At 45.7% G+C, this 25,875-nt stretch carries 26 protein-coding genes and 1 pseudogene; 22 read left to right on the forward strand and 5 right to left on the reverse strand.

The window, feature by feature from the left end:
- Positions 1-62: 62 nt before the first annotated feature.
- The 3 genes from KAI37_RS04075 (at position 63) to KAI37_RS04085 (ending at position 3,231) form a co-directional block, all read left to right on the forward strand.
- Positions 63-1,130: a FecCD family ABC transporter permease gene (locus KAI37_RS04075; protein WP_481856611.1), complete on the forward strand. Its 1,068-nt coding sequence runs from the start codon at positions 63-65 to the stop codon at positions 1,128-1,130.
- Positions 1,130-2,155 (forward strand): FecCD family ABC transporter permease, encoded by a 1,026-nt coding sequence (locus KAI37_RS04080; RefSeq protein ID WP_071639583.1) that lies wholly within the window; start codon positions 1,130-1,132, stop codon positions 2,153-2,155. The genes KAI37_RS04075 and KAI37_RS04080 overlap by 1 nt, the downstream gene beginning before the upstream one ends.
- 128 nt (positions 2,156-2,283) lie before the next feature.
- Positions 2,284-3,231, forward strand: a complete 948-nt coding sequence (locus tag KAI37_RS04085) for an ABC transporter substrate-binding protein (RefSeq protein ID WP_071639584.1) — start codon at positions 2,284-2,286, stop codon at positions 3,229-3,231.
- A 161-nt stretch (positions 3,232-3,392) separates the two neighbouring features.
- On the opposite strand, the gene KAI37_RS04090 is transcribed toward KAI37_RS04085, so the two are convergent.
- A complete protein-coding gene (locus KAI37_RS04090) occupies positions 3,393-3,824 on the reverse strand; it encodes a hypothetical protein (RefSeq protein ID WP_071639585.1) in 432 nt (143 codons plus the stop codon).
- Positions 3,825-4,021: 197 nt separating this feature from the next.
- On the opposite strand from KAI37_RS04090, the gene KAI37_RS04095 reads away from it, so the two are divergent.
- From KAI37_RS04095 to KAI37_RS04105, 3 genes are all read left to right on the forward strand, one after another.
- A complete protein-coding gene (locus tag KAI37_RS04095) occupies positions 4,022-4,321 on the forward strand; it encodes a hypothetical protein (RefSeq protein ID WP_023987079.1) in 300 nt (99 codons plus the stop codon).
- Between the two features lie 269 nt (positions 4,322-4,590).
- A complete protein-coding gene (locus tag KAI37_RS04100; RefSeq protein WP_071644203.1) occupies positions 4,591-5,415 on the forward strand; it encodes an alpha/beta hydrolase in 825 nt (274 codons plus the stop codon).
- Between the two features lie 92 nt (positions 5,416-5,507).
- Positions 5,508-6,299, forward strand: coding sequence for a dioxygenase family protein (locus KAI37_RS04105; protein WP_023987081.1), 792 nt, complete (start codon positions 5,508-5,510; stop codon positions 6,297-6,299).
- A 73-nt stretch (positions 6,300-6,372) separates the two neighbouring features.
- On the opposite strand, the gene KAI37_RS04110 is transcribed toward KAI37_RS04105, so the two are convergent.
- Together KAI37_RS04110 and KAI37_RS04115 are read right to left on the reverse strand one after the other, a co-directional pair.
- A complete protein-coding gene (locus KAI37_RS04110) occupies positions 6,373-7,296 on the reverse strand; it encodes a hypothetical protein (RefSeq protein WP_220030770.1) in 924 nt (307 codons plus the stop codon).
- Between the two features lie 214 nt (positions 7,297-7,510).
- A complete protein-coding gene (locus tag KAI37_RS04115; RefSeq protein ID WP_071639588.1) occupies positions 7,511-8,029 on the reverse strand; it encodes a DoxX family membrane protein in 519 nt (172 codons plus the stop codon).
- A 249-nt stretch (positions 8,030-8,278) separates the two neighbouring features.
- Between KAI37_RS04115 and KAI37_RS04120 the strand changes: the two genes are divergently transcribed.
- The 7 genes from KAI37_RS04120 to corA all read left to right on the forward strand — a co-directional run bounded on the left by KAI37_RS04120 (position 8,279) and on the right by corA (position 15,131).
- A complete protein-coding gene (locus KAI37_RS04120) occupies positions 8,279-9,373 on the forward strand; it encodes a DUF3048 domain-containing protein (RefSeq protein WP_220030771.1) in 1,095 nt (364 codons plus the stop codon).
- A 188-nt stretch (positions 9,374-9,561) separates the two neighbouring features.
- Positions 9,562-10,176 carry a DUF47 domain-containing protein gene (locus KAI37_RS04125; protein ID WP_007428879.1) on the forward strand — a complete coding sequence of 205 codons (615 nt, stop codon included), beginning with the start codon at positions 9,562-9,564 and terminating at the stop codon, positions 10,174-10,176.
- Between the two features lie 14 nt (positions 10,177-10,190).
- Positions 10,191-11,180 carry an inorganic phosphate transporter gene (locus KAI37_RS04130; RefSeq protein ID WP_071639590.1) on the forward strand — a complete coding sequence of 330 codons (990 nt, stop codon included), beginning with the start codon at positions 10,191-10,193 and terminating at the stop codon, positions 11,178-11,180.
- Between the two features lie 240 nt (positions 11,181-11,420).
- Entirely contained in the window at positions 11,421-12,869 is a 1,449-nt protein-coding gene (locus tag KAI37_RS04135) for an amino acid ABC transporter substrate-binding protein/permease (protein ID WP_220030772.1), read from the forward strand.
- Positions 12,862-13,590, forward strand: a complete 729-nt coding sequence (locus KAI37_RS04140) for an amino acid ABC transporter ATP-binding protein (RefSeq protein ID WP_061830844.1) — start codon at positions 12,862-12,864, stop codon at positions 13,588-13,590. The genes KAI37_RS04135 and KAI37_RS04140 overlap by 8 nt, the downstream gene beginning before the upstream one ends.
- Before the next feature lie 230 nt (positions 13,591-13,820).
- Positions 13,821-13,991 carry a GNAT family N-acetyltransferase gene (locus tag KAI37_RS04145; RefSeq protein ID WP_345945617.1) on the forward strand — a complete coding sequence of 57 codons (171 nt, stop codon included), beginning with the start codon at positions 13,821-13,823 and terminating at the stop codon, positions 13,989-13,991.
- Positions 13,992-14,171: 180 nt separating this feature from the next.
- Positions 14,172-15,131, forward strand: a complete 960-nt coding sequence (corA, locus tag KAI37_RS04150; RefSeq protein WP_071639592.1) for a magnesium/cobalt transporter CorA — start codon at positions 14,172-14,174, stop codon at positions 15,129-15,131.
- A gap of 6 nt (positions 15,132-15,137) precedes the next feature.
- Here corA and KAI37_RS04155 read toward each other — a convergent pair whose 3' ends face one another.
- A complete protein-coding gene (locus tag KAI37_RS04155) occupies positions 15,138-15,653 on the reverse strand; it encodes a tyrosine protein kinase (protein WP_075153753.1) in 516 nt (171 codons plus the stop codon).
- Positions 15,654-15,879: 226 nt separating this feature from the next.
- Between KAI37_RS04155 and KAI37_RS04160 the strand changes: the two genes are divergently transcribed.
- The 9 genes and pseudogenes from KAI37_RS04160 (at position 15,880) to KAI37_RS04200 (ending at position 24,661) form a co-directional block, all read left to right on the forward strand.
- Entirely contained in the window at positions 15,880-16,170 is a 291-nt protein-coding gene (locus KAI37_RS04160) for a YerC/YecD family TrpR-related protein (RefSeq protein WP_007428885.1), read from the forward strand.
- Complete coding sequence (locus KAI37_RS04165; RefSeq protein WP_220030774.1) at positions 16,170-16,958, forward strand: sirohydrochlorin chelatase; 789 nt, start codon at positions 16,170-16,172, stop codon at positions 16,956-16,958. The genes KAI37_RS04160 and KAI37_RS04165 overlap by 1 nt, the downstream gene beginning before the upstream one ends.
- 173 nt (positions 16,959-17,131) lie before the next feature.
- A complete protein-coding gene (locus KAI37_RS04170) occupies positions 17,132-18,013 on the forward strand; it encodes a diacylglycerol kinase (RefSeq protein WP_013308843.1) in 882 nt (293 codons plus the stop codon).
- Positions 18,014-18,219: 206 nt separating this feature from the next.
- Positions 18,220-20,016 (forward strand): 23S rRNA (uracil(1939)-C(5))-methyltransferase RlmD, encoded by a 1,797-nt coding sequence (gene rlmD / locus KAI37_RS04175; protein WP_220030775.1) that lies wholly within the window; start codon positions 18,220-18,222, stop codon positions 20,014-20,016.
- Between the two features lie 19 nt (positions 20,017-20,035).
- A pseudogene (locus tag KAI37_RS04180) lies at positions 20,036-20,327 on the forward strand (N-6 DNA methylase); the annotation flags it as partial.
- A gap of 360 nt (positions 20,328-20,687) precedes the next feature.
- Positions 20,688-21,680 carry a tRNA dihydrouridine synthase gene (locus KAI37_RS04185; protein WP_220030776.1) on the forward strand — a complete coding sequence of 331 codons (993 nt, stop codon included), beginning with the start codon at positions 20,688-20,690 and terminating at the stop codon, positions 21,678-21,680.
- Positions 21,681-21,743: 63 nt separating this feature from the next.
- Complete coding sequence (locus KAI37_RS04190) at positions 21,744-22,313, forward strand: SF0329 family protein (RefSeq protein WP_220030777.1); 570 nt, start codon at positions 21,744-21,746, stop codon at positions 22,311-22,313.
- A 269-nt stretch (positions 22,314-22,582) separates the two neighbouring features.
- Entirely contained in the window at positions 22,583-23,200 is a 618-nt protein-coding gene (locus KAI37_RS04195; RefSeq protein WP_220030778.1) for a TetR/AcrR family transcriptional regulator, read from the forward strand.
- A gap of 207 nt (positions 23,201-23,407) precedes the next feature.
- Positions 23,408-24,661: a metal-dependent hydrolase family protein gene (locus KAI37_RS04200; protein WP_258383044.1), complete on the forward strand. Its 1,254-nt coding sequence runs from the start codon at positions 23,408-23,410 to the stop codon at positions 24,659-24,661.
- Between the two features lie 2 nt (positions 24,662-24,663).
- Here KAI37_RS04200 and KAI37_RS04205 read toward each other — a convergent pair whose 3' ends face one another.
- Positions 24,664-25,605: a helix-turn-helix domain-containing protein gene (locus tag KAI37_RS04205; RefSeq protein ID WP_220030780.1), complete on the reverse strand. Its 942-nt coding sequence runs from the start codon at positions 25,603-25,605 to the stop codon at positions 24,664-24,666.
- Positions 25,606-25,875 lie beyond the last annotated feature (270 nt).

A 25,875-nucleotide genomic window follows, 5' to 3' on the forward strand; every position in this document is an offset into this window, starting at 1 on the left:
AGAGACGTGATGATTTTCAGGTATGGAGGGAGTGACCTCACCAAATGCAGTCTAAAGACAGCATGGACAAACATACAGCTGAGACAGAGAGGGCAGTTCCTGAAGTAGACATAACAGCACGTCCAGTGCTTCGAGCGGGTAGGGTTCGGCAGGCGTTGTTGTTCACAGCTTCGGCTGTATTGTTGGCTTTGGCCATATTCGCCGCCATTTCTCTCGGAGCCAAGGATTTGATCGTAAGCACCGTGTGGTCGGCAGTATTTCACTATGATCGTTCGCTAATGACACATCAGATCATTCACGAGCTGAGATTACCGCGTGTACTCGGTGCAGCTGTTATTGGAGCTGCGCTGGCGGTGGCAGGCTCTCTGATTCAGGGTATTACACGCAACCCGCTGGGAGATACAGGTGTGCTGGGCATTAACGCAGGAGCGATGTTTGTAGTTGCAGTGAGTTTTGCCTTTTTCCCCAATCTACCTTATGGGACGTTAATAGTATTGTCGTTCCTGGGGGCGCTGATGAGTACCTTACTAGTATTTGGTCTGGGAGCATCTGCACCTGGAGGATTGACACCTATGAGATTGACGGTGTCTGGAGCTGTGACGGCTGCCTTGTTAGGTTCCATGACTTCGGGGATTGCGATTTATTTTGATCTAAGTCAGGATTTAGCCTTCTGGTATGCGGGTGGTGTAGCCGGGATTAAATGGTCGCAGCTTGAGATTCTTGCACCGATTTTGCTTATTGTGATCGCCTGGTCTATGGGGCTGGCACGTTCCATTTCGCTGATTTCGATGGGCGATGAGGTGGCGTTAAACCTTGGGTTGAATCTCAGGCGTATCCGGCTTTTGGGTCTGCTGACTGTAGTGGTACTGGCTGGCCTATCTGTATCGGCTGCCGGAGCCATCGGCTTTGTAGGTTTGGTTATCCCACATATTGCTCGCAAGCTAATCGGTGTGGATTATCGCCAGATCGTGCCGCTGTCTGCGTTATTGGGAGCCGTATTACTGGTGCTGGCAGATTTGGGAGCGAGAATGGCAAACCCGCCAGAGGAGCTAGCTATTGGAATTATGGTGTCTTTTATCGGAGTACCCTTTTTCCTCTTTCTCGCCCGTAAGGAAAGGAGGGATTTATAGTGAGACGCTCTTTAGGGACCGGGGATAAAAGGACGACAAAGGCTTGGCTCGTTTGTTTGGTTTTGGCGGGGATCAGCTTTGCTGTCCTTGTTTTGGGTTTGAATACCGGAACGATTCGTATTCCACCGCTACGCGTGCTGGATACGTTGTTTGGCGGTGGCAACGGACGTGATCATATCGTTCTGTTCGAGTATCGTCTGCCTCGTATTGTTGTAACGGTGCTGGCTGGAACGGGACTAGGCGCAGCCGGGGCGGTCATGCAAGGTTTGTCACGGAACGCACTTGCTGATCCGGGAGTTCTTGGACTTCACGCAGGGGCTGCGTTGGGGCTGGTAATGTTCGTTAGTTTTTTTCGCGATCTGGAAGGATCGGCAGCCATGCTGATCCCCTTATTTACCTTTGCAGGAGGTGTCCTTGCGGCGGTGCTGATTGTTTTGTTGTCCTATAACCGCAACAGAGGAATCGTGCCCGTGCGTCTGATTTTGTCCGGCATCGGTGTAGCCTCGGGCCTTAGCGCCATAACGCTGTATTGGTCGTTGCGGCTGGATGAGGATACATACGCATTTACTGCACGTTGGTTGGCTGGCAGCGTATGGGGCCGGGACTGGATACATGCAGCGGCTTTGCTGCCGTGGATTGTCATTGTGTTGCCCTATGTTCTGTCGCAGACGCGTAGCCTGAATAACCTGTCGCTGGGTGACGAGACTGCAGCTGGAATCGGTACAAGTGTGAAGCGTCAGCGACTGATACTGCTGGGCGCAGCCGTGGCTCTATCGAGTGCCAGCGTATCCATGGCCGGAGGCATCGGTTTTATTGGGCTGATTGCGCCTCATCTGGCTCGCCGTCTGGTTGGGCCGATGTACCAGCATTTGCTGCCAGTAGCCTGTTTGGTCGGGGTCGTTATTCTGGTCACCGCAGACACGATTGGGCGTTCGGTGTTTCAGCCGAATGCGATTCCCGCAGGTGTGGTGGTTGCTGTGGTAGGAGCTCCGTATTTTTTATTCCTGTTGTCCCGAACAAAATGACATAAGGAATAGGCACATATGAAGTCAAATGCTGCAAAGGTTGCAACACGCTGAAAAAAACACTAAGTAGAAGCCTTCTATATTGATCATTATAATGTAGAGTTTCTGTAGCATAGGAGAGAGTAATCATGAGAAAGCACAAATTTAAGGGTTCAGGTTTTAAACGTTCATGGGTAGTCACAACTCTTGTTGTATGCATGATCATGCTGTCCGCTTGCGGACAAGCAGCCGACAAACAGGCTACCGATACGAAAGCGGCTGGCAGTGCGCAGACAACCATTAGTGCGGATTCGCGTATTGCTTCGATGTCTATTCATTTGACGAACAACCTGCTGGCATTGGGCATTACTCCGGCTGGTTCGGTCATTGGTGGAGATGTGAAGGATTTTCTGCCCCATGTAAAAGATCGTCTTCAAAGTACCCGTAAGCTAGGTGTTGTCACAGACCCGGATATGGAAGCGGTATTGGAACTTCAACCTGATCATATTTTCTTGGACAAAAAATATTCGGGGACCGATGTGGCCAAGTTTGAAAAAATTGCGCCGACTGAAGTTTTTGATCTGGATGAAGGCACATGGAAGGATCAATTGAAAAAAATAGCCGTTATGGTCAAACATGAAGCACAGGCAGACGCATTTCTAAAAGATTATGATACACAGAAGGAACGAGTCAAAAAGCTGATTCGTTCAAAAATTGGGGACGGAACGGTTATGGCTGTACGTGTGACGGCGAAAGAGGTTCGTGTTATGGGGATGAAGCGTCCCGTAGGACCGCTGTTGTATCAGGACTTGGGCTTGAAGCCAGCCAAAGGTGTAGAAAAGATCAACAAGGCTTATCAGGTTGTTTCCCAAGAGGTTTTACCGGATTATGATGCCGATGCGATCCTTGTTATCATCAGTAAAGGTGCGGATGCCCAAAAGGTATACAAACAGCTGGAAGGAAATGCAGTATGGCAAGGTCTCAAAGCGGTGAAGCAAGGGCATGTCTACATGTTGGACGGACAGCCTTGGCTGGACTATTCCGCGATGGGACATAAAATTGCTCTGGATAATGCAGAACAACTATTTTCCAAATAAGTTCTAAAGTATATCAAGCCGTATTCCCCCATGCAGCTTCTTGCAGACCAGGAATACGGCTTTTTGGCGCACACCCAAGCTGTAAGTCGGTTGCCCGATCGAAATGAAAAGGAGCTGCTACGATCCAAAATGAGACAGCTCCATATAATGAGAATTGCAGGCTATGAACGTTTTTTACGCAGAAAAATCGGTTTGAGTCCAATAAAGCCGATGGCGGCGAGAATTAAATTTACCCAAGGGGAGATCCTGAATACCGGCAGTACACTGCGCAACGCTAGTCCGGCGACAAGAATCACGACAACTAACACAACATACATCAAGATGGATTTAAGATTCATCTGGGGCTTTACAGGGGCATGTTCTGGCTGTTGTGTCTCCTCGCCTTCTTCGGGACGGTCCATAAAATTCATCAGGGCTTCAACGAGTAGAATGGCTCCTGCGGCGATGATGATAAGGGTGGATAGGCTGATTTTTTCAAAGGGTTTGATATCCCCGCCTGTAAAGGTGACAAACCATCCGATAATTGCCTGTGTCAAAAAAAACATAGACAAGGCAATCCATGCAATAAGCGTATAATTTTTTGCTTTATTCATTTCTTCCTCCTGCTTTATGAGCGTATCCCGGGCTGATGGAACCGCCATTTCGTAACAAAGACAGTATACGTGAGGAAGCGTCGGATGGCAAAAGACTTTATCTATAGAATGTATATTACCGCTGCATTCTCCTCAAACTGGATAAAGGGTGAGCACATAGAGCAACCTGAATATAAACGTTAAGAGGGTGTGGCATCATGAAACTGGAGAACCAGGCAGATTATTCAGTCCAAAAACGATTGGCAAACGCTTCGAACAGGAATAGCGGGGTGGCCTCGTCTACAAATGTGAGTCACCGGAGTGTTCAAGGAACTTCTCCAACCTACCGTATACTGGATGATATTGAAGTGGCTGAGGATACAGAATTTGCAGGTGAACTAGGTGCACAGAATTACCGCAGCCTGTGGCATGAGGATGAACATAACGGTGCCTCTTGTAAGCTGGAGTGGGAGGGACGAACGGAGACCCACCAAATGTTTAGGAACAGCTACGAATAACGAATGTCTACTTTAATGTAGTGGATTCAATCTAATAAGTGTAGTATAGCGTTCTCTGGAATCGCATCGGGGAGCGCTATTTGTTTACTTTTTTAACGATGTGAACTGACAGGTTGACAAGGAAGCAGGGCGATGATAGACTGATTTTACTATAAAACTTATTAAACTTATCGGAATTAAAGTGAATGAATATCCTGGATGGATATTCCACGTTACTATATGAGCTTGAATTCATAAATGTAGTGAAGCTTGAAACAGGGGGAATCAGGATGGAACGGCAAATTGGAATTCGCTTTGAACATGAAGAACTGGCCGCAACAATTCATTATCCAAACCGTACAAATGAGGGAGAGCGTCAGAGACGAGTTCCCCTCGTTGTTATATGTCACGGTTTTGTAGGCAATCGTATCGGAGTAGATCGATTATTCGTCAAGACTGCGCGTGAACTGGCCGAAGGGGGATACTTTGTCCTGCGTTTTGATTTTGCCGGTTGTGGGGAAAGCACAGGTGAATACGGCAAGCAGGGGCTCGAGTCCATGATTAATCAGACACGTACCGTGTTGGATTACGCCGTCAATTGTGCGGACATTGACCCGACCAAGGTTACGCTGATCGGTCACAGTCTGGGGGGCGCGGTTGCCCTTCTCACAGCCGTACGGGATAAGAGAGTACAAAATCTGGTTCTTTGGTCAGCAGTGGGCTATCCATTCAACGACATCGTCAAAATTACGGAGCGAAGCGTGTACGATGAGTCTGTTAAAACCGGTCATGCCGACTATTTGGGCTATAAGTTTACGCCTGCTTATTTTGAGTCGTTAGCTCAATTTCAGCCGTTCCAGGAGGCCGTTAAATTTAACGGAGATGTGCTCGTTATTCATGGCACCTCGGATGATATTATTCCTGTAGATTATGCATTTCTGTTTCAAAAGGTATTCTGGATGCGCCCAGAGGGGCGCTGTGATAAAGAGATTATTTTCCAGGGGGATCACACTTTCTCGTCAGGTAAAGAGCGGCAACGGCTCATTGATCGGACACTTGAATGGCTGGATGAGCAGGAAAATATTCAACGGGATTGGCAGCACTGGATGATCTGATTTCAGAGTGTAACGGATTGTATTGGAAATTGCGCCTCCGCCGGAGTAAAATGGAAGAGTAACACTATACTGGCGTGTGGAGGTTGGCAGCGATGACATTACCCTCAATTTTTGTTGCGCATGGTTCACCGACACTGGCTGTAGAAAATAACGCATATACCAGCTTTCTTGCAAAGCTGGGCGCGAGCCTGCCCCGACCCAAAGGAATTGTCATTTTTTCCGCGCATTGGGATAGCCCCGATCAATGTATCGGCGCGGATGATCAGCATGCAGCGTTGCACGATTTCTATGGCTTTCCCGAAGAAATGTACTCAATCGATTACCCTGCACCAGGCGATCCAAAGCTGTATGAGGAGATAGAGCATCTGTTCAGTCAGCATAACCTGTTCCACCAGCCGGTTCGGAACCGAGGACTGGATCATGGGGCATGGGTGGTTTTGCGGCATATATATCCTGATGCGGACATACCGGTCGTACCCTTATCCATTGATTCTCGGCGCGCTCCCCAGGAGCAATACGAGATTGGACGGATGCTGGCGCCGTTGCGAGAACAAGGGATTTTGATTATCGGTAGCGGCGGATTGGTCCACAACTTGCGGACACTCAAGCAGACGAGTGAGCCAGCCGATTGGGCCGTTCAATATGATGACTGGATTGCACAGCAGCTCCAAGACTGGAATTTGCGTCACCTATTCCAATATGACAAAAAGGCTCCATATGCCAAACAGGCGGTACCTTCTTATGGAATAGAGCATTTTTCACCTTTGTTTTATGCGATGGGGGCTGCAGATCATGAGCGCTCCGCGCATAAGCTTTTTCAGTCGTATGTCCTTGGCTCGTTGAGTCTCAATTGTTGGGCTTTTGGACAAGAAAGTGATACGTAAATGTAAAAAAAGAACTTCCAAATCCACATGGTGTGTGGGAATGGAAGTTCTTTTGTGTATGTTGCGTCTTCGATTAATTAGAAGGCACGTTCTTTTTTAGCCAAGTGGATACCTGCGTAGTACGCTGGTATCCATTTTGATCCAACAGTGTCATAAATGCTTTCAGCTTTTGAATGTAGGTACTCTTCGAATCCATATTACGTTGAACGACGAGTTGATACCCTTTTTTGGCATTCGGATGAATCTTCCCGGTATCATAATCGAATAATGGCGTATTGTTCGTGCCATAGAAAGTATAGAAGAAGTACAGATCGTGCAACTTTTTTATAGCTTGTGTACGGTTGGAGTGTGGATATTGGTTTAAAAATGCCTCCTGTGCCAGCACTCGTCCGGCTAACTGTTGGTAGCCGATACGGAGCGCGGCATCCTTGGTAGCCGTCTGTCCGGATTCCATCGCCATGATGTCAATATAGCTGCGGATATCTGTCGAGGTGTGCTTCCCGAAGACTTTATATTTTTCATAGTTGATGACTGGGTAGTACATGCCTTCTGCAGTTTCAAGTTTGTAGCCGGCATCTCTTGTTTGAGTTAGCAACTTTTTCAGGTTCGCATCGCTTGAACGGCTGATTACATTTGTGAACGAATCACCGGGTTTATAGATTTGATTTATTTTGGTTTGAACAGAGGCCGGGTAGAACGTCTTTGCATAGGAATCCAATTGCTGGTTCTGCGCATTTTCCAGATGAAGCACCATGATGGTAGCTTGAGAGGCTGGAATGGATTGAATATGCTTTTGCAAATAAGTGAATGCCTGAGGTAGCTTGCCGGGTTGGCGTAGTAGCTGCTCGAAGGTCTTGGAGATATGTTGTACACTTTCTGCCTGAGATGTCGTAGTAGACGTCGCCGCTTTGGCTGATGTCGTATATCCCATTCCCATAGTCTGCACTGTGAAAGTTACGGCTGCGAGCATGAGATAGGCTTTGGTAATTTTTTTCATGATATAACCCTCCATTACGTTCTTTGATGTAACTGTAGTGTATAGGGTAAATGTATCGTGAGCATTCCATGTTGTATCCAACTTGTAAACGTTTGGAGGGGATGATGAATCCGATAAAAGAGTTCGAGTTAGAAGGAGCTGAAAGACCCCTTGTGAGCATAACAGCGCAAAAAAATAACCATTATCCCGGAGGATAACGGTTATTTTGGGATGTTTAAGCTATTTTTCGACTAGGGTCCGCTGGAAAGGTATCTTTATTTTTACGAAACAGTCCACGCAGGAAGGGCAGTACCCAACGGTCAAAGCCAATTCTTCCGGCATTTGCACCAGCAACTACAAGGAAGATTTCAAACAGCAGGTAGATTGCATTGGTGCTTACTGTACCCGAGAATAGGAACGAGAAGTTCATAACCATAGCCATCAAAGCAGCCAGTGTAGTCAATGTACCGAGAAGCAGGCCAACCCCTACCAAGAACTCACCCAATGGGATTAGGACGTTGAACAAACCTACATTCGGCAGGGCAAAGGCTTCCAGGAACGATCCCCACCAGCCTTGTACAGCGGGATGTTCTCCACCTGTTTTAGCAATGGCCCCCGAGATAAATCCGCCTGCATCGAATCCACCTGTCAGCTTTTCAAGTCCGTGGGTCATCCATTCATACCCTAGATAAACCCGTACTACAGTCAGCAACCACATTGCGACTTTGTTCTCACGTAACCAGCTGTTAAACATTCAAACCACTCCTCTTTCTTAATCTATAATGTTGGTTGTATTTCATTTTGTTGGGGATGATCATCTTTGCTACACCTTTATTGTAGTAGGTTCAGTTACAGTTATTTGTGATAAAAATCACAAAGTCTAAATATTTTTTAAATTTTAATGTCTTTAGATAAGTATTCTATAGATTGCTCACGCTTCAATCAAGACAAAAACAGGAAATAAAGCTTATAATGAGAAAAATAACTAAGTGGAGGGATGAACTTGTCCGGGCCCATTTCCCAACGAAATCATTGGTTGCGTGTGATGGCCTCAGCTCTGTTATGCATGATGCTGATGTCTTGTTCTGCTATGTCCAATACGGGTGAATCTGAATCCGTTCCCCAACTGACCAAGCAAGAAACAGAGAAGGAGGCACTTGAACCGCCGAAGGAGCAGTCTATTCCGGTATTTACAGCTTCGCTCACCGGTCTTCCGGTGGAGCAGCCAGTTTTGGAGCGACCGCTCGCTGTCATGATCAATAATGCTCCTGCTGCACGTCCACAGGCAGGACTTAGCCAGGCAGACATGGTATATGAAGTTCTTGCAGAAGGCGGGATTACCCGTCTGGTCGCTTTTTTCCAAAGTCATGGCGGAGATGTAAAGATCGGACCAGTCCGTAGCATTCGGCCGTATTTGATTGAGCTGGGCGAAACCTATGGCGCGTTGCCGATACACGCAGGGGGAAGCACAGATGCCTATGCGATTTTACAGCAGCAGCGGAAGGAACATCTGGATGAGATTTCAAATGGAGGGGCTTACTTCTGGCGAAGCAAAGATCGTCGTCCTCCACATAATTTATACACAGACGTGAACAGACTGCGCAAAGGAAGCGATAGTAAAGGGTATGCCAAGCAGACGGACGTTCCAGTATATTCTTACCTTAAATCCGGTGAAACCCCAGTTATGGTGGACGAGACAGCAGTATCTTTACAAATCCGGTTTTTGCTTAAAAGCTATCGGGTATCTTATACCTATGATCCAGCGGATCAACAATATAAGCGTTTTGTGAACGAAAAGTCACATGTGGATCAAAATAATAACCAACAGCTCTCAGCAGCCAATGTCATTGTGATGAGCGCTAGACATCGAACGTTGGATGATGTAGGCAGATTAAGTGTTGAGTTGGACGCTAGCGGAGAGGCCATGGTGTTTCAACAAGGACAGTTAATACAGGCTGAGTGGCAACATACACCAGGCGATGCGATTCGTTTTATGAAAAATGGGGTTGAAATCCCGTTAACACCAGGTACATCCTATATACATGTGGTACCTTCAGATACTTCACTAAAGGAACATGTAACCATAGAAGCGAATTAGAAAACGAAATACACCTTTTTAGGGAAAAAATGTCGGATAATGACCTTCCATGTCGGGCACTGTATACGTATATCATGAAATTTGCTTTTACAAACATTACAAAAACATTGATGAGTGTGATAAGATAGCAAAGGTTGTCTATTGCAGTCGAAACAGGTTGCGGATATTTTCGTAAAGGGGTAATCGTTATGAGATTGAAGAAAAAGGATATATTCTTCGAGACGTTGGAAAATATGGCAGATACGATCGTGCAAGCAGCCGATTATTTTGCCCAACATACTTCAAATCTTCAGGATGTAACTTTGTTTACAAATGAAATGAAGAAGTATGAAAATAAGTGTGATGATTACACACACACGATTATTACTGAACTGAACAAGACCTTCATTACGCCGTTGGAACGCGATGACATCATGGAACTGACAACAACCATGGATGATGTGTTGGACGGTCTTGAAGCGACGGCTTCTCGTTTTTATATGTACAATATTACGGAGCCGGACGAGTATATTGTGCAGTTCGCTGATATTTTGCGTCAATCAGCTTACGAAATTCAGAAAGCTGTGCATTTGCTTTCACAGAAAAAATTGCTGGCCATTCGTGAATACACTATTCGCCTGAATGATTTGGAAAATCAGGGGGATGAATTGTTGCGTATTTGCATTAAAAACCTGTTTGCAACTGTAACTGACCCTATTGAACTGATTAAACGCAAAGAATTGTACGAACGCCTTGAAACGACAACGGATTCATGCGAGGATGTTGCAAATATGCTGGAATCCATCATTATGCGTAACTCGTAAGGGAGTCCTTTTACATGGATACAAGTTTATTGGTATTGGGTATTGTTATTTTTCTTGCTCTGGCTTTTGATTTTATTAATGGTTTTCATGATACGGCGAACGCGATTGCAACTTCGGTATCGACCCGTGCATTGACCCCGCGACGTGCGATTATTATGGCTGCGGTCATGAACTTTCTCGGGGCAATATTGTTTACAGGGGTTGCGAAGACCATTGGTGGAAGTGTCGCTGATCCAACCAAGCTTACGAATGGAATTGAAATCGTCATTGCGACGCTGATCGCTGCGATTATCTGGAACCTCTTAACCTGGTGGTTCGGTATTCCTTCATCCTCTTCTCATGCATTGATTGGTGCATTGGCTGGAGCGGTGTATGTAGGTGCGGGATCGGATAAATTAAACTGGAGCGGCTTCATCGGGATTGTCGAAGGGCTTATTTTCTCCCCGTTGATTGCTTTTGTTGTCGGTTACATCGTGATGATGATTTTAAAATACATCTTCGCTCATCGTAGTCCGCATACGGTGAACAAAGGGTTTCGTACAATGCAGGTCATTACGGCAGCGCTTCAGTCGTTCACGCATGGTACGAATGATGCTCAAAAGGCGATGGGGATTATTACATTCGCACTCGTTTCGGCGGGGTATCAGGACCATTTGGAAGTGCCCATGTGGGTAAAAATTTCAGCCGCAACAGCGATGGCGCTGGGTACGTCTATCGGCGGCTGGAAAATCATCAAGACGATGGGAACCAAGATTTTTAAAATCGAGCCAATTAATGGATTTGCAGCCGACATTTCGGGAGCCTCGGTTATTTTCACAGCTACATTGCTTCATTTGCCCGTAAGTACCACTCATGCCATTACTTCGGCTATTTTGGGTGTGGGTTCTGCGAAGCGCTTTTCCGCTGTGCGTTGGTCGCTGGCCGGTCGAATTATTATTACTTGGGTCATAACCATACCGATTGCTGCGCTGTTATCTGGATTGATTTTCAAAATTCTTTTCTAGTCCATTATTATTTCTTGAAAAAAAGGTACACACTATAGAATACACAATAAGCTTCCGTCCGCTTTTTGCGGCAGGGGCTTATTGGCATTCTGGGACAAAACTGCTTCTTTAAAGTTTACACATCCAGATAGTTCCATGAAACGTTTTTCAAAAAATACCTGACATCAAAGTAGTCAATTTTTAATAACTCCTGTAGAATAAACAGAAAACTTTGAACCGTTCAACTGACTGGAGGAAATTATGCAAAAATCTAGAAAACTAATAGCACTCATGATTTGTTTGTTTTTTGTGGTTGCCTTGGCCGGTAATTTCGGTGTAGTGGCACATGCAGAAAATAAAACAAAGTATGATATCGGCACGGATACAACGTTCGCGCCTTTTGAGTTTGAAGATGTAGATGGTAAATTTGTCGGTATCGACATGGATTTGCTGGCAGCTATTGCCAAGGATCAGAATTTTGAATATACCATTAAGCCTCTTGGCTTTAACGCGGCAGTGCAGGCCCTTGAAACGAATCAAGTGGATGGTGTCATTGCCGGGATGAGTATTACCGATGAACGCAAGCGGAAATTTGATTTTACCGAGCCTTATTTTGATTCAGGCGTCGTCATGGCGGTCCGCAAGGATAATGATACAGTTAAACGCTATGAAGACTTGAAAGGGCAGCGTGTCGCTGTCAAAACAGGAACGGAAGGTTACACATTCGCAGAATCCATTAAGGCCAAATACGGCTTTACTACAGTACCGTTCGACGACTCTTCTCAAATGTATGATGAAGTTAAAACAGGTAATTCGGTTGCCTGCTTTGATGACTATCCGGTACTGGCTTACGGTGTAAACCAGAATAACGGTCTAAAGCTGGTAACAGATAAGGAAAAAGGTGCTTCTTACGGGTTTGCTGTTAACCAAGGCAAGAACCAGGAGTTGCTGGAGAAATTTAATGCAGGGCTTGTTAATCTGCGCAATAGCGGGGAATACGATAAAATTTTGGCTAAATACCTTGGCGAATCGGGCAAAGGTGTGGCGCCTGTACAGACCAGCCGCTGGGGACTGATTTCCGCTTCGCTGCCTTCACTGATTAAGGGCATGGGAAACACGTTGCTGTACACACTTGTATCTTTACTCGTAGCCTTTATCCTGGGATTGGTGTTTGGCTTTATGAAAGTAAGCCATAATAAGGTGTTCCGTGGTATTGCAACTGTATTCGTCGATATATTCCGCGGTATTCCGCTGATCGTGCTTGCTTTCTTTATTTACTTTGGTATTCCACAGGCACTGGATTTCAAAATGCCGCTTTTTGTTGCGGCTGTATTGACGTTATCCCTGAATGCGGGTGCGTATGTAACTGAGATTATCCGTGGTGGTATTCAGTCCATTGATCCGGGACAAATGGAAGCAGCTCGTTCGCTGGGTCTACCCTATCGGACGGCTATGCTTAAAATCATTTTGCCACAAGCTGTGAAAATCATGATCCCGTCGTTTATCAATCAGTTGGTTATTACGTTGAAGGATACGTCCATTTTGTCTGTTATCGGTTTGGTCGAATTGACCCAATCGGGTAAGATCATTATTGCGCGGACATTCCAATCCTTTGATATTTGGCTGGTAGTAGCGGTGATGTATCTTATCGTCATTACAGTCCTGACCAAAATTTCCAACCGTCTTGAAGGGAGAGTTCGCCGTGGGTAAAATTATCGTTAAAAACCTGAAAAAAAGCTATGGTAGTAATCAAGTGTTAAAGGGCATCGACATGCAAGTACGTGAAGGCGAAGTTGTGTGTGTCATTGGCCCCTCTGGTTCGGGGAAAAGTACGTTTTTGCGTTGTATGAACATGCTTGAAGAAATTACCGCAGGTGAGGTCATTGTCGATGACTACAACTTGAGTGACAAAAACGTGGACATTAACAAAGTCCGTGAAAATATAGGTATGGTATTTCAACATTTTAATCTGTTTCCGCATATGACCGTGCTCAAGAACATTATGTTCGCGCCGACTGAACTGGGCAAACAGTCCAAGGCAGAGGCCCGGGAAACGGCTATGAAGCTGCTGGATCGTGTAGGTTTGGCCGATAAGGCAGATGCATTGCCAGGACAGCTTTCCGGCGGTCAGAAGCAGCGTGTGGCGATTGCACGTGCGCTAGCCATGAACCCAGACATTATGCTGTTTGACGAGCCGACCTCAGCGCTCGATCCTGAAATGGTGGGCGAAGTGCTAGGAGTAATGAAAGATCTGGCGCGTGAAGGCATGACGATGATGATCGTAACGCATGAGATGGGTTTTGCACGCGAAGTAAGCGACCGTGTCGTGTTTATGGACGGTGGTTATATCGTAGAAGAAGGAACGCCACAAGAGGTATTTGGTAATCCGAAAAATGAGCGGACCATTAGTTTCTTAGAAAAAGTATTGTAAGTGGGCAAGGTTTGCCGTGAGTGCAGGTAAGGATGTAGTGTGCGACCGCTCCGCGATCCATTTGATCTTTCGATCGCTGTTGCCCCTGAATTTTTGGATTGTATAGGACCTTATAAGGTGAAAATTCAGAGGCAAAGGCGAACGCTGTCGCTTCTACAGATTCAAATGGACCGCTACGCTACGACTCGCTGATTGCGCCTTTTCGTGCAAAGAGCCTGCCTCACTTTTGAATGAGTGGGTGCAGGGGAAGAGAGCGAGATGAAGATTACGTGCGTATCGTCGTTTTTGTGATGGATTCAAAACATCGTAATAAAGGCATCGGCAAGGCGTTAAATCAGAAAGCGGAAGCTTGGGCTAAAGAGAACGGTTTAGATATGAAGCGACAAGCACGGGGCTTGTGAAAAAGATTTAATTATAATGAATTGATTATTTTATAAGGATATCTTGGGAGGCATGTGGGCCCGGAGATATCCTTTTCTTTATTAAAAGGAATATAGAGCGTGAGATTTGTATAATGTTAATTGGCTTATATAAAATATAAATAACATATCAGACGGAAGTGTAAGCGAGGGGGGCGTACGGTGATACGTACATTGGCTATAGGTCATGATCATCAGGTAACAGTGGGAAAACCATTGGATCAGATCGTTATGGACGATTACATATGGATGTGGGTAGATTTTAGCGAGCCTACAGATCGCGAGACGGAGCTGCTGACGAGTTATTTTCATTTTCACCCATTGGCTGTGGAGGATTGTATGCATGTTCTGCAACGTCCCAAATTGGATTATTACGAGGATGTGCAGTTTCTGGTCGTGCATGCGCTTGATGTAGATACGTTAGCTGCGGAAGAAGTGGATATGTTTATTAGCAGTCGTTTTTTGGTTACATATCACCATCATGAGTTAGAGGAGCTGGATCAAGCCTGGGAGCGGATTGTCCAGCATGCGAATGAACGCAAAATATGGTCGCGAGGACCGCTGGCTGCAGCCTACACGGTGATGGACAAGCTGGTAGATAACTATTTTCCGAGCCTTTTTATGATTGAGGATGAATTGGCCGAGCTGGAGGGCTTGGGCGGTCGCGAATCCGTAGAGGAATTAATGAAGCAGGTGTTTGACCTGCGTGGCAGGCTGCTCAAGCTGCGTCGTACCATCGTACCCATGCGTGATCTGATGTACCGAGTTTTGAATTCGCAGCATGTGCAGGGCCAAGGAGATCATATGGCTTATTTTACCGATATATATGATCATTTATTGAAGCTGACAGACATGCTGGAGGCCGACCGCGAGATGACAGCCGACCTGAGGGACAGTTATATATCGCTCAATTCCAATCGCATGAATTCAATTATGAAGACGCTGACCGTAATTACGACCGTTTTTATGCCCTTGACGCTGATTGCAGGAATCTATGGTATGAATTTTTCGAATATGCCCGAGTTGGGCTGGAAATATGGATATTTTGGCGTACTGTTCTTCATGTTTTTGTTGAGTGTTGCAATGGTGGTCTGGTTTATGCGCCGAGGCTGGTTCAAATAGTTTAGTCTACTTTCTTTTGCGCTTGCGCGGACGTCTGCGCGTGGTGGTGGTGCTTTTGCGTTGTGTCTTTTTCCGACGTGGGCGTGGTGGTGTGTATTCATCCAATTCCTCGGCGATATCTGTTGCAGAATTTTTGCTCGCGGATTTGCCGAATGCTGGGAGCGAGCCCATAATCAGCTTCGCCATTGGAGCAAATTGCTGCACACTGGACATGACCTTTTGCACCTTTCCGACCGTAGCAACAATTCCATCAATACCACCCATACGGTCAATGAAGCCTTTGATTTCGTTGAGATTACTGAGGTTGCCAAGACCTCCAAGCAGTCCTCCTTTGGCTGGAACCGGGTCTGGTGTGACCACGGCAGAATCCGTAATACTCGCTGGCGCCTCGTAAGGAACCAGCCCGGAAGAACCGGCTTGCGGAACCTCGTTGTATGGATCGAGTCCGGGGTAAGGAGATGAACTATACGGATCGGAAAGGGAACGCTGTAGCGGCCTCCGATGATAGTAGTGTCCAGGCATGAGATCACATTCCTTTGCAGGTTGATACTCTACTGTATGTTACAAACGCACAGTGGGTTTAGGCGCGTGTCCCGGAATCAGGTATAAAAGCGGATTTGGGCATTCGTACGGTACGTTTCTATGGTCATAATGTTGTTCTGTAATGCGTGAAACCGTTAATGCTTGAAAAACCGACTATTCCTCGGGTACAATGAGGAGAGATCGTAACCTTGGGAGATGATAATCCATGCAGCTTAAGAAGCTTAATGATAAAAGTATTGATCAATTGTTCGAAGCTATTTTAACTCTTAAAAATTTGGAAGAGTGCTATGTATTTTTTGATGATCTGTGCACGATTAATGAAATTCAATCCCTCTCCCAACGTCTGGAAGTTGCCCGCATGCTAGGCAAAGGCAGCACATATAATCAGATTGAAGCAGAGACAGGAGCCAGTACAGCCACCATTTCACGTGTTAAACGTTGTCTGAACTATGGTAATGATGGGTATAAAATGACTTTGGAACGTCTGGGACGCTAATGCGGAGCCCTGGGATACTGGTAATCAGCCACGGCTCTAGGGAGCCATATTGGGTGGAACAGGTGGATCAGGCAGTTGCAAAGCTTCATTTGCCGGAAGAAATACCAGTAGAGGTTTCATTTTTGGAAACGGTTAAAGAAAGATTGATTCAAAATGGTATTGACCGTTTGGAAGCCTTGGGTGTAACAGATATATTGGTTATACCTTTGTTTGTGTCATCAGGCAGTACGCATGTAGATGAGATTAGCTATGCGCTGGGTGTCAAAGATGCGCCGGACAAAGAAACAGATTTGGAGCCATTTCGAGTGAAGGCGCGAGTACATTTTGGCAGCCCGCTGGATGACGGAGAAGATGTTGCCCGCATGGTGTGGGACAAGGTTCGCCCGCTATCGGCCGACCCTGCGAGAGAGGTTATTTTACTCGTAGGTCACGGCAGTGTGCACAACGGCTTTTTTCAGCGCTGGGAGCAGGGGATTTCTTCGTTGGCCCGTACGGTGCAAAGCGTGAGCGGTATCATCACGGACCACGCTTTGCTAAATCCCGAGAGTGTGTACGACAAGGCAGCGTATTGGAATCAGGAGCGGGGTCATGATGTTATTGTGGCACCGCTATTTTTGAGTTCTGGATATTTTACAAGCCACATAATTCCTAAACGCTTGCAGGGGCTCGAATACCGTTATTCAGGAGATCCTTTATTGCCGCATCCTTTGCTCACAAGCTGGATGGATAGACAAGTTCGTGAATTATTGCAAAGTGTGCAGAAGCAAGCAAGGTCAAGTCATAGGTAGTCTGGTTCGGCTATAGCGTCATCTTAGCCTTAAATTTCCTTATTTGGGCAAAGTCTGGCTTCTTTTATTGTAAAAGAGGTCTTTTTCCAGTATGATGATATTTTGTACAGACTGAATGTGATGAACTGCTATGTGAATATAAATATCATTAAATATACGGGTGGCGTAACGGAATGAAAAGAGCTAGATTAATCTATAATCCGACCTCTGGGCGTGAGGAAATGAAGCGTCGTCTTGCGGATGTTTTGCAGCGCCTGGATGAAGGTGGTATTGAAGCCTCTTGCCATGCAACTACGGGTGAAGGGGACGCAACGCGTGCCGCAATAGAGGCCATTGAGCGTGGGTATGACATGATTATCGCCGCTGGTGGCGACGGTACATTGTATGAGGTCATTAACGGGATGGCTGAAAGAGAGAACCGCCCGCCCCTGGGTGTGTTTCCTCTGGGGACGACGAATGATTTCGCCAGGGCACTGGGCATCCCCAAGCACTGGGAGGATTATTGCGACCTAGTTATTCGTCAGAATCCGAAGCCACTGGATATCGGAAAAGCGAACGACCGCTACTTTATCAACATTGCAGGCGGGGGGACATTAACCGAGCTTACGTATGAAGTTCCGAGCAAGCTAAAAACGATGATTGGCCAGTTGGCGTATTATTTTAAAGGCATGGAGAAGATGGTAAGCCTTGCTCCACAGGAGCTGATCATCAAGGCATCGGGTCAAGAAGTGATCCACGACGAGTTTATGCTCTTCCTGATTGCGAATACGAATTCGGTCGGCGGGTTTGAAAAGCTTGCTCCTGGGGCGACAATAGATGATGGGCTGCTTGACGTCATCGCTGTGCGGAAATGCAATCTGGCGGAAATGATCCGATTGGTAACACTTGCGCTGCGTGGTGAGCATTTGCAGGATAAGAAGATTGTTTATTTTAAAACAGATTACATGGAAGTGACCTCACCCGGCTACGTCCAGCTTAATCTGGATGGCGAACTGGGCGGTACCTTACCAGCGACTTTCCGGAATTTACCTCATCATTTGAATGTTTTCCGGTGAAAAATAAGTAGGAAATGCTTCTGTTTCCGGGCGAAAACGCAATATAGTATACGGAATGCAGAGCAGGTAGTTGTTTTTGTGAACATATTGGTTCTTGCCGTTCTCCGTGGGGGAGTAACGGCATTTTCGAGTTGATGTTTGTATACTTGGATGACGTTAGTATTGTACGTACCGTATGAAAAGAAGATCAGAAAGAAGTGACAATCATGACGAATAACCGTAGCGGACGTGGAAAAAGCCGCCGGAATGCAGCGACAGCAACTCCTGTTCAAGGAAATCAGCACATAAAGACTATGAAGGCGACAAGAGAGAGAGAACCGGAACAGTCTCGGGTTAGAGCTGGAAATGGGCTGCTTCAAGCCGAAATCAAACATAAAAATGGAAATGTGAATGAAGTGGCTCGGAAGAAAAGGGAAAATGGACAAGATTCTCGTCGCTCTTCCAGAGGTGGACGGAGTCAGGAAGCTTCCAATCGTATCCGATCCAGTGCAGAGCGTACCGATCTGCCTGTGCAAAAGAATGATGAGGCCGTGATAGACATCATCGGCATGAACCACGATGGCGAAGGCGTAGGACGTGTAGAGGGTTTTACGCTGTTCGTTCCAGGTGCGTTACCGGGTGAAAAGGTACGGGTAAAGGTGCTGAAAACGAAAAAGCAGTATGGCTATGCCAAGCTGCTGGATATTGTACAGGCTAGCCCTGACCGGATTGCAGCTCCGTGCGCCATCTACGATCAATGCGGTGGCTGCCAGATCCAGCATATGAGCTACGAAGCGCAGCTGGGCTGGAAGCGCCAGCATGTCGTGGATGTGCTGGAGCGTATCGGGAAGCTGAGTGTGACTACGGAGTCCAGTGAGCATACTGCACAGGTTTTGGCTACTTCTGCGGATACAGATGGTGAGGCCGATACAGTCACGACTTCTGATTCGGCCATGAATGCGGATAGAAATGCCGATAGCATGTCGCGTGTACATGGCGTAGTTGTGCATCCTACACTTGGTATGAGTGAGCCGTGGCGGTATCGCAATAAAGCTCAGGTCCCGATTGGTGTCACCGAGGGCGGGCTTGTCGGCGGCTTCTACGCACGCGGCAGCCATCGAATTGTGGATATGAACACCTGTCTCATTCAGGACGAGCGTAATGACGAAGTTGTCGCACGTGTCAAAGAGATTGGCCGAATGCTGGGCATCAGTGCATATAATGAAGAAACCGGACGCGGGTTGCTGCGCCATGTCGTTGTAAAGACTGCTTTTCGCACGGGTGAAATGATGCTGGTGCTCGTGACGAATGGACGAGATATTCCGCACGCAGATGCGTGGATCGGCAGTATCCGTGAGCATATCCCACACGTGGCAAGCATATGCCAGAACGTGAATACGAAGCGAACGAACGTTATTTTTGGCGACGAGACTCGTGTACTGTGGGGGCGTGACGTGATCTACGACTACATTGGAAACGTACAGTTTGCGATTTCCGCGCGATCCTTTTATCAGGTGAATCCCGTACAAACGGAAGTGCTGTATAGCAAAACCGTCGAATATGCCGGGCTCACGGGCAAAGAAACGGTAATTGATGCGTATTGTGGCATCGGCACGATTTCTTTGTTCCTCGCTCAGCATGCGGACCAGGTGTATGGGGTGGAGATCGTCAAAGAAGCCATCGACGATGCACGGAGCAATGCGCTATTGAATGAAATGCGCAATGTGAAATTTGAGGTAGGCGCGTCCGAGGACGTCATTCCTGCATGGAAAGAGCAAGGCATCACCGCCGATGTTATCGTCGTTGATCCGCCCCGTAAGGGCTGTGATCCACGCCTGCTCGACACCATTCTGGAGATGAAGCCAGAGCGCGTGGTGTACGTATCCTGTAATCCAAGCACACTGGCACGGGATTTAAGGATATTGGAGGATGGCGGGTATAAAACAGTGGAAGTACAGCCTGTAGATATGTTTCCGCATACGGTGCATGTGGAGTGCTGTTCACTATTGGTCAGGAAAGACTAATAGTTGAGGTGTATTGGCGTTTGAAAAAGGTAAAAATCAAAACAAACTTACTGATAAAAACATCAATAAGATTATCGAAACGTACCGAAAATCGTGTAGATGTTGATAAATATGCTCACGTGGCATCACTTGAAGAAATCAAAGAAAACGAGTTTAACTTAAATATTCCTCGCTATGTGGATACGTTTGAAGAAGAGCAAGTCATTGACCTTGCCGAAGTAAATAAGCTATTAGAGCAAGATAAACAAGAAATCGCAGAACTTGAAGCCAAAATCAATGAACAGCTGAAAATTTTGGGTATTCATGTGTAGAAATTGACGAAAAGGGTCAAGGATATTATTCCTCGGCTCTTTTTTTAAGCCATTCGCATGGGAACGGCGTAAGCTGGGGGAAGTTATGCCGTGCAGTATTTCTATGAACTGCGGCGCAGTAGGTTATAGAAAATGGCAAGGAGAGGCGGCGCTCTTCCTTTTTTTGCGAGTCTTTTGGGGAGTCTGCTCCTCTCTTGGGTATGATATACTCATTTAGATGTCTATGCTTAACATATACTGCCGTTTGAACTACGTTGCTTAAACATGTTATATGTGAAGAAGAAGCAAGGACATGAACAGGTTAGCTTTACCATTTTGGGACCAAAGATTTGTCCTGGTATTTATAGAGGAGTTTTTGATATGACGAATAATTTTTGGCGTGATTTGCCACGACCTTTTTTTATACTGGCACCGATGGAAGATGTGACGGATGTTGTGTTTCGCCATGTCGTAAGTGAAGCAGCCAGACCGGATGTGTTTTTTACGGAGTTTGCAAATACAGAGAGTTATTGTCACCCGGAGGGGAACAAAAGTGTACGCGGGCGTTTGACTTTTACAGAGGATGAACAGCCCATGGTGGCCCATATCTGGGGAGATAAGCCGGAATATTTCCGTGAAATGAGCATCGGTATGGCGAAAGAAGGCTTCAAAGGCATCGATATTAATATGGGTTGTCCCGTAGCGAATGTAGCCCAGAATGGGAAGGGAAGCGGTCTGATCTGCCGTCCCGAAATCGCAGCGGATATTATCCAGGCCGCCAAAGCCGGGGGACTGCCCGTCAGTGTAAAAACAAGGCTCGGTTTCACTGCCGTAGATGAATGGCGCGACTGGTTAACCCATATTTTGAAACAAGACATTGTTAATCTCTCTATTCATCTGCGGACAAGAGAGGAAATGAGCAAAGTAGACGCTCACTGGGAACTGATTCCGGAGATTAAGAAACTTCGTGATGAGGTGGCACCAGACACACTGCTGACCATTAACGGAGATATTCCGGACCGTCAGACCGGCTTGAAGCTCGCTGAGCAATATGGAGTGGATGGCATTATGATTGGGCGTGGTATTTTCCAGAATCCATTTGCGTTTGAGAAGGAGTCGAAGGAACACAGCAGTGAGGAATTGCTTGAACTGCTGCGGCTTCATCTAGATCTCCATGATCAGTATTCAGCGCAGGAGCCACGTTCGTTCAGCCCTCTCGCCCGCTTCTTCAAAATATATGTCCGTGGATTCCGAGGGGCAAGTGAACTCAGAAACAGCTTAATGAACGCCAAATCAACAAGTGAAGTGCGTACATTGCTTGATGAGTTTGGAAGCAAGGATCATGATGAGGTAGATTGTGAGTTTTGCAATTGATTTAGAAGGAAAAAAAGGAGTTTTCACAGGCTGCTAGTAGGCATTGAAAACATAGGAGGATACATGTCCTGGAGCAAATTGAAGCAACAACTGGATAGCTTCCGCTGTCCTGCGTTAGACGGAAGGGTCGAATACCGAGCTACCAGTTACCGTTATTTGCCTGATAAGTCTGGAATTTGTTATATAACTGTAGATAAGAAGAACATACTCAATATGAATGATATCACTAGTCCAATCAGATGGTATCAGACGGAGTTGGAAATCAGGAATGATCCCAATATCCAAGTTCCTATCAGCAATGAAGAAATTGAAGCGGTCAGAAAAGATACTAATGGGAATGTTCCGGAGGATCGTCTACAAGTAATTGCAAGAGGTAGAAAAATATCAGAGCATGCAAAGGAGCTTTTGTCAGCACAGGCCTCATTAAGCAAGTCTAATTTTAATGTTGTAGCTAATAAATTTTTAACTACTTCTATAGAGGAAAGCTTAGAGAGTAATGATATCTTATTGAATATTCTAGCTTTAGTGGACAGACGAGTAGGAAAAAAGCGAATTTTAAACATGACCGGGAAGATGAAGTTAAAGCATCCCATTGTGCAGTATTTTTATGAACTACGGCGTAGCACTCTATGAAAATAAATAACTTTCATTGATGGGGGCACGTCATATCAGGGTTGTCCTCACTGAAGCCATGATAGAGACTTGAAAAAAATCGGGGAAAAGGTTGAATGGAGAACGGGGCAAACCCGCTTCCGTCATGTCTTTTCCCTGTTTTTTTATATTCGGCAATGGAATTATCACCTATCGTAACTGTCAAAGTTTCTGTTGTTTTGCTCTGGTTTGACAGATCTAAGCCACTGAATTACACTAAAAATGAATGGTTTATTCATTATTGATCGAGGGTGTTTATTATACAGGCCAAAAAAGATGAAGTGAAAAAAGAAATTGAGTCAGCCGCTTTAAAGGTATTTTCTCGAAAAGGCTTTGTAGATGCCAAAATGAGCGATATTGCGGATGAAACCCAAATTTCTGTCGGAAATATTTATACTTATTTTAAAAATAAGAAAGAGTTATTTTATACGGTTGTTCCGCCGTCTTTAGTGGATTATTTGAAGAATGTGTTAGTGGAAAGCATTCATATCGATAACCAGACTTTTTTTGAAGAAACCCGTAACGAAAAAAAGTCGGCCATTGTTCAGGAGCAAATCAACCTACTAACTCAATATAGCAAGCAGATCGTCATTATTTTCGAAAAAAATAAAGGGACGATTTACAGCAATGCAAAAAACGAACTGGTCGATCTGATGATTGAAACCAAGAAGCCCTATTTGAGAAACACTTATAAAAGGTATGAAATCGGAACTGATGAGAATATGATTTTGCTGAACATTATTGCCAATAATGTCATCCATATGACTTTGGATTTATTGAAGAGGGATATGAGCGTCGATAGTCGGAAACGGATTTTTGAGGCACTTAGCCTATACAGACTGCATGGACTAAAAAGCTTGAATGAATAATGTCGACAAGTAGGGATGATTATTTGCGGGACGGTCCATCATTTTTCTGGCATCAAGGCTGTCCCTATATTTTTTTATCTCAAAAATGAATGGATAATTCATTATTAAACACCATGAGCGCAACAGGAGGGAGAAACGACGGGAACAGGTTATGCATTTAAGAACTGCAATGTGATTTATGGAGACGCGAAAAAAGACGTTGAAAAAATGATGACGATTTTAATTCACGAAGACGGGCTGATTCAGGAGATTGGGAAGGCAAGCAATTTGGCTATCCCCAGCCATTATCAAACGATCGATGTATCGGGGAAATATGTGATGCCCGGCCTCATCAACGCGCACGTCCATCTTTTTGCAGATGGAAAGCCATTTACGCTGTCTGCAAGCGAAGGGCTGCTGAATTTTACATTCCGTCATATTTTGGATACGAGGCTGGGCCGAAGTGTGTTAAAGAAACGGGTGAAGAAAAATGCTCTAACGGCACTGCATTCCGGTGTAACCACGATGCGCAGCGTCGGTGAATTTTTTTACACTGATGTACAGCTCCGAGATGAAATTAATGCAAACCGGTTTGTTGGCCCCAATCTTTTGGTGTCCGGGTATTTTCTGAGCGTAACAGGCGGTCATGGGGCACCCTATTTGGCTTTGGTCGGCGATTCGCCATGGGAAGCGAGAAGAAATGTAAGAATTAATGTGAAAAACGGAGTAGATCTAATCAAAATATGCGTGACTGGCGGGGTTACCGATGCCAAGATGGTCGGCGAAGCAGGCCGCCTGCAAATGACGGAGGAAGAGGTTGCCGCCATCTGCGAGGAAGCCCATAAAATCGGTATGCGTGTAGCGGCCCATGTGGAAAGTACCGAAGGCGTTAGAATCGCGCTAAAGGGCGGAGTGGATACCATTGAACACGGTGCGGAGATGGATGAGGAGATCATAAGTCTGTACAAAAACAATCCTAGGGCATTAAAGGGCTATACCGCCTTGATTCCTACGATGCAGGCTGCGTATCCTGCTGCGAAATTGGACACGAGCCTAACGAAGGTGAATGAGACTGTTAAGGAAAATTCCCGGCTTGTGTACGACTCTATGCTGAAGGGACTGCGACAGGCTGTGGAACATCATATCAAAATTGGGGTTGGAACGGATGCCGCAATGTCCTACGTCACCCACTATGATATTTGGCGGGAACTGGACCACTTTATGAGACAAACGAAACTGAACGCGAGTCAGGTCATCGAACGGGTAACCAAATCTAATGCGGAAATCTTAGGCATCGATCACCTTACAGGCAGCATTGATATCGGAAAACAGGCGGATTTAATCGTGCTGGAGCAAAACCCTTTGGACAACATAAAAGCTTTGTCGGATGTAGCTATGGTCATGGTCAAAGGCAATCTTATACAAACACCATCGGTCACCAGAATTCGAGAACTGGACGAGCTGCTTGATTCCGTTTGGTAAAATCAAACCCACCCGGTAAACTCCAGTATTGACGCTTTGGCCGATTGCGCTTCGGATTGAGCACCTTTACGCCATTCTTTGGGGGGCTCTCCCATAAGCCTGGAGAAGCATCGGTTGAAGCTGGAAATGGAGTGAAAACCGACTTGTTCAGAGATCGAAAGAATAGAATCCTCCGTGCTTTTTAACTGCTTGCAGGCCTCTTCGATTCGGGTGCTGTTTAGGAAATCGAGAGGTGACGTCCCCATAATTTCATGGAATTTTCTTCGGAAATGAGTTGTACTTAAATGGCACAGGTCGGCCAAAAAATCCATCGTAATGGGGTTCATATAGTTTTTCGTGATGTACTCCAGAACCGGAGAAATGACAAAATCGCTTTTCAGGCTATGCTCTGTTTTTTGATCTGCCAACAGTTCATTCCTGGAATGAATTCTAAGGAGTTCTATGTAAAGGGATAGCAATAAGCCGTAGGCACTTTCCTGATAGTAAGGATTCTGATGTTTTAATTCCTCTACGATTGAAGTCGCAAGTGTATAAACCTTGGGATGTTGCTCCTTATTCAATATACAGTTCATTCCCTTCACCACCCACAAATTCGGCTCGAAGTTGCTGTAAGCGCTTTTAAATGAATATTGAAAAAGGTCCTCTGGCGAAAAAAAGATATAAGACCAAAGACTGGCTGTATTTGGCGAACTGTACGTGGTATGAGGAAGATACCTGGGGATGAAGGTCACATCACCGGCTTTGAAGGGGACAGATTCTCCTTTGATCTCCATGAAGCCGCTATCCGAATAGCAAATACCAATCTCCAAATGGTTATGAAAATGGAGATGCTCACTTTTAATATCTGAAATCTTCCAACGTTCACCGCTTAACAGCAAGACAGGGAAGTTTATAGGCAAGCTGTAGTGTCGGTATTCTATAACGGGCTTCTTTTTTCTGGGCATATTCAATACCCCCATGACTTTGATTTTAACCAGCAGATATACATCAGGATTTTGCAAAATTCGATTCCAATCGCTCCAAGGTGCAATATATAGACGAACTAGACCATTTCGATCTATATATTGTTTATTGGAAGTCGCTTATTGGATTTTTGCAAAATCATCTCATAAATGATTGGAATTGCGCAGTTTTGTTGCGAATATGCTTAGATGGAGACTATTTTACTGCGTACAATGGAATAAGTAAAGCGTTTTCAAAACGGTGACGAACAG

Origin of the sequence: Paenibacillus sp. S25 (assembly GCF_019454085.1) — a bacterium.
GTDB classification, from domain to species: domain Bacteria; phylum Bacillota; class Bacilli; order Paenibacillales; family Paenibacillaceae; genus Paenibacillus; species Paenibacillus polymyxa_B.

Bases quoted from the DNA above. Each gene is read 5' to 3' on its own strand.
- KAI37_RS04135 (WP_220030772.1), top strand. From the start codon at position 11,421: ATGCAAAAATCTAGAAAACTAATAGCACTCATGATTTGTTTGTTTTTT.
- KAI37_RS04170 (WP_013308843.1), top strand. From the start codon at position 17,132: ATGAAAAGAGCTAGATTAATCTATAATCCGACCTCTGGGCGTGAGGAA.
- KAI37_RS04085 (WP_071639584.1), top strand. From the start codon at position 2,284: ATGAGAAAGCACAAATTTAAGGGTTCAGGTTTTAAACGTTCATGGGTA.
- KAI37_RS04130 (WP_071639590.1), top strand. From the start codon at position 10,191: ATGGATACAAGTTTATTGGTATTGGGTATTGTTATTTTTCTTGCTCTG.
- KAI37_RS04125 (WP_007428879.1), top strand. From the start codon at position 9,562: ATGAGATTGAAGAAAAAGGATATATTCTTCGAGACGTTGGAAAATATG.
- KAI37_RS04105 (WP_023987081.1), top strand. From the start codon at position 5,508: ATGACATTACCCTCAATTTTTGTTGCGCATGGTTCACCGACACTGGCT.
- KAI37_RS04185 (WP_220030776.1), top strand. From the start codon at position 20,688: ATGACGAATAATTTTTGGCGTGATTTGCCACGACCTTTTTTTATACTG.
- KAI37_RS04100 (WP_071644203.1), top strand. From the start codon at position 4,591: ATGGAACGGCAAATTGGAATTCGCTTTGAACATGAAGAACTGGCCGCA.
- KAI37_RS04075 (WP_481856611.1), top strand. From the start codon at position 63: ATGGACAAACATACAGCTGAGACAGAGAGGGCAGTTCCTGAAGTAGAC.
- KAI37_RS04115 (WP_071639588.1), bottom strand. From the start codon at position 8,029: ATGTTTAACAGCTGGTTACGTGAGAACAAAGTCGCAATGTGGTTGCTG.
- KAI37_RS04190 (WP_220030777.1), top strand. From the start codon at position 21,744: ATGTCCTGGAGCAAATTGAAGCAACAACTGGATAGCTTCCGCTGTCCT.
- KAI37_RS04090 (WP_071639585.1), bottom strand. From the start codon at position 3,824: ATGAATAAAGCAAAAAATTATACGCTTATTGCATGGATTGCCTTGTCT.
- KAI37_RS04200 (WP_258383044.1), top strand. From the start codon at position 23,408: ATGATGACGATTTTAATTCACGAAGACGGGCTGATTCAGGAGATTGGG.
- rlmD (WP_220030775.1), top strand. From the start codon at position 18,220: ATGACGAATAACCGTAGCGGACGTGGAAAAAGCCGCCGGAATGCAGCG.
- KAI37_RS04160 (WP_007428885.1), top strand. From the start codon at position 15,880: ATGCAGCTTAAGAAGCTTAATGATAAAAGTATTGATCAATTGTTCGAA.
- KAI37_RS04205 (WP_220030780.1), bottom strand. From the start codon at position 25,605: ATGCCCAGAAAAAAGAAGCCCGTTATAGAATACCGACACTACAGCTTG.
- KAI37_RS04095 (WP_023987079.1), top strand. From the start codon at position 4,022: ATGAAACTGGAGAACCAGGCAGATTATTCAGTCCAAAAACGATTGGCA.
- KAI37_RS04165 (WP_220030774.1), top strand. From the start codon at position 16,170: ATGCGGAGCCCTGGGATACTGGTAATCAGCCACGGCTCTAGGGAGCCA.
- KAI37_RS04145 (WP_345945617.1), top strand. From the start codon at position 13,821: ATGAGTGGGTGCAGGGGAAGAGAGCGAGATGAAGATTACGTGCGTATC.
- KAI37_RS04110 (WP_220030770.1), bottom strand. From the start codon at position 7,296: ATGAAAAAAATTACCAAAGCCTATCTCATGCTCGCAGCCGTAACTTTC.
- KAI37_RS04155 (WP_075153753.1), bottom strand. From the start codon at position 15,653: ATGCCTGGACACTACTATCATCGGAGGCCGCTACAGCGTTCCCTTTCC.